The sequence below is a fragment of the Selenomonas sp. oral taxon 892 str. F0426 genome (assembly GCF_000468035.1).
In the GTDB taxonomy this organism is placed as follows: Bacteria; Bacillota; Negativicutes; order Selenomonadales; family Selenomonadaceae; genus Centipeda.
Genome location: NZ_KI260518.1, coordinates 11,880 through 13,082, shown reverse-complemented (window position 1 = coordinate 13,082; position 1,203 = coordinate 11,880). Strand labels below are relative to the sequence as shown.

Sequence of the window (1,203 nt, the reverse complement as noted above, 5' to 3'; positions counted from 1 at the left end):
GGACGTTCTCCACCTGCCGAAAGTTCGTACGGAGTGCCTTCAGCATTGCTGCATGGTATGCCTCGCTTGCACGTCCCGTCTTTTCCGCGTTGAGCACAGCCCCCGGAATGTTGGTGATTGCCGCCGTCACGGGCTTTGCAAGCTGCGCATCGAGAATCGCCTGACGCTCCATGCGCTCGATGTCCTTGCCGAGCGCAAGCACCTCATTCTCCATTTGCTCGTATGCTTTGGCATCTTCGGCTGTGAGATGCCCGTCCTTTTCGTGAGAATCCAGAAACTGCTTTGCCTGTTCCCACATTTCCGCACGCTTCTCGCGCATTGCCATAATCTTATCCATGTCCTTGTCCCTCCATTAGTTTCTTAGTGTGAAATAGAAAAGAGCCGCTTTTTAAACGGCTCTGCATCGACATTGTGTGTTCCCTGCCCGAATTTCGAGAGCAGGGAGTTCGTGACAGCGGCACGGGAGAAGATCAGCCCGTCTGCCGCATCGGTAACAGGACGCTGTGCGTCCGTATAGAGAACAGAATCCGCAAATCCAAGCTCCACCGCCTTCTTTGCATTCATCCACGTCTCGGCATCCATCAGCCGTGAAATCTTCGCACGGGAAAGCCCCGTCTTGATCTCATAAGCGTTGATGATGCTCTCCTTAATTTCGGCAAGGAACGTAATCGTCCGCTCCATCTCGTGTGTATCGCCGATGGAGACGGTCATGGGATTGTGAATCATCAACATCCCCAAGGGAGAAATCTCAACCGTTGATCCTGCCATCGCCACAACGGATGCGGCGGAAGCGGCAATCCCGTCAATCTTGACATTGACATTTCCCTTATACTCCATGAGCATATTGTAGATCTGTGCCGCCGCATAGCAGTCGCCGCCCGGAGAGTTGATCCAGAGGTCAATATCTCCCTCGGCGGCATTCAGTTCGGAGCGAAACATCTGAGGTGTGACTTCATCGCCCCACCACGTCTCATCCGAAATCTCACCATCAAGGAGAAGGGTTCGCTTCTCTCCCTCGTTTCGCACCCAGTTCCAAAATTTACGTTTCATCACTTACTCCCTTCTGCCTAGCGGCAAACAGCCCTGCGTCCCTCAGTTTTGTCATGTTCCCGTTGATGAGGTACAGATCGCCGCCCTCGTCCGCTTCGATGGGATTCATGTCCTCAAGCCTGCGGATGTCGTTCGCCGAGAGCCATCCGTTCT

General features: G+C 53.8%; 1 protein-coding gene and 2 pseudogenes. All 3 read right to left on the bottom strand.

The window, feature by feature from the left end:
- Positions 1-337 (bottom strand): annotated as a pseudogene (locus HMPREF1992_RS00785) (phage major capsid protein); the annotation flags it as partial.
- 23 nt (positions 338-360) lie between these two features.
- Positions 361-1,050 (bottom strand): head maturation protease, ClpP-related, encoded by a 690-nt coding sequence (locus tag HMPREF1992_RS00780; protein WP_021683894.1) that lies wholly within the window; start codon positions 1,048-1,050, stop codon positions 361-363.
- Positions 1,040-1,203 (bottom strand): annotated as a pseudogene (locus HMPREF1992_RS11395) (phage portal protein); the annotation flags it as partial. The gene HMPREF1992_RS00780 and the pseudogene HMPREF1992_RS11395, both read right to left, overlap by 11 nt.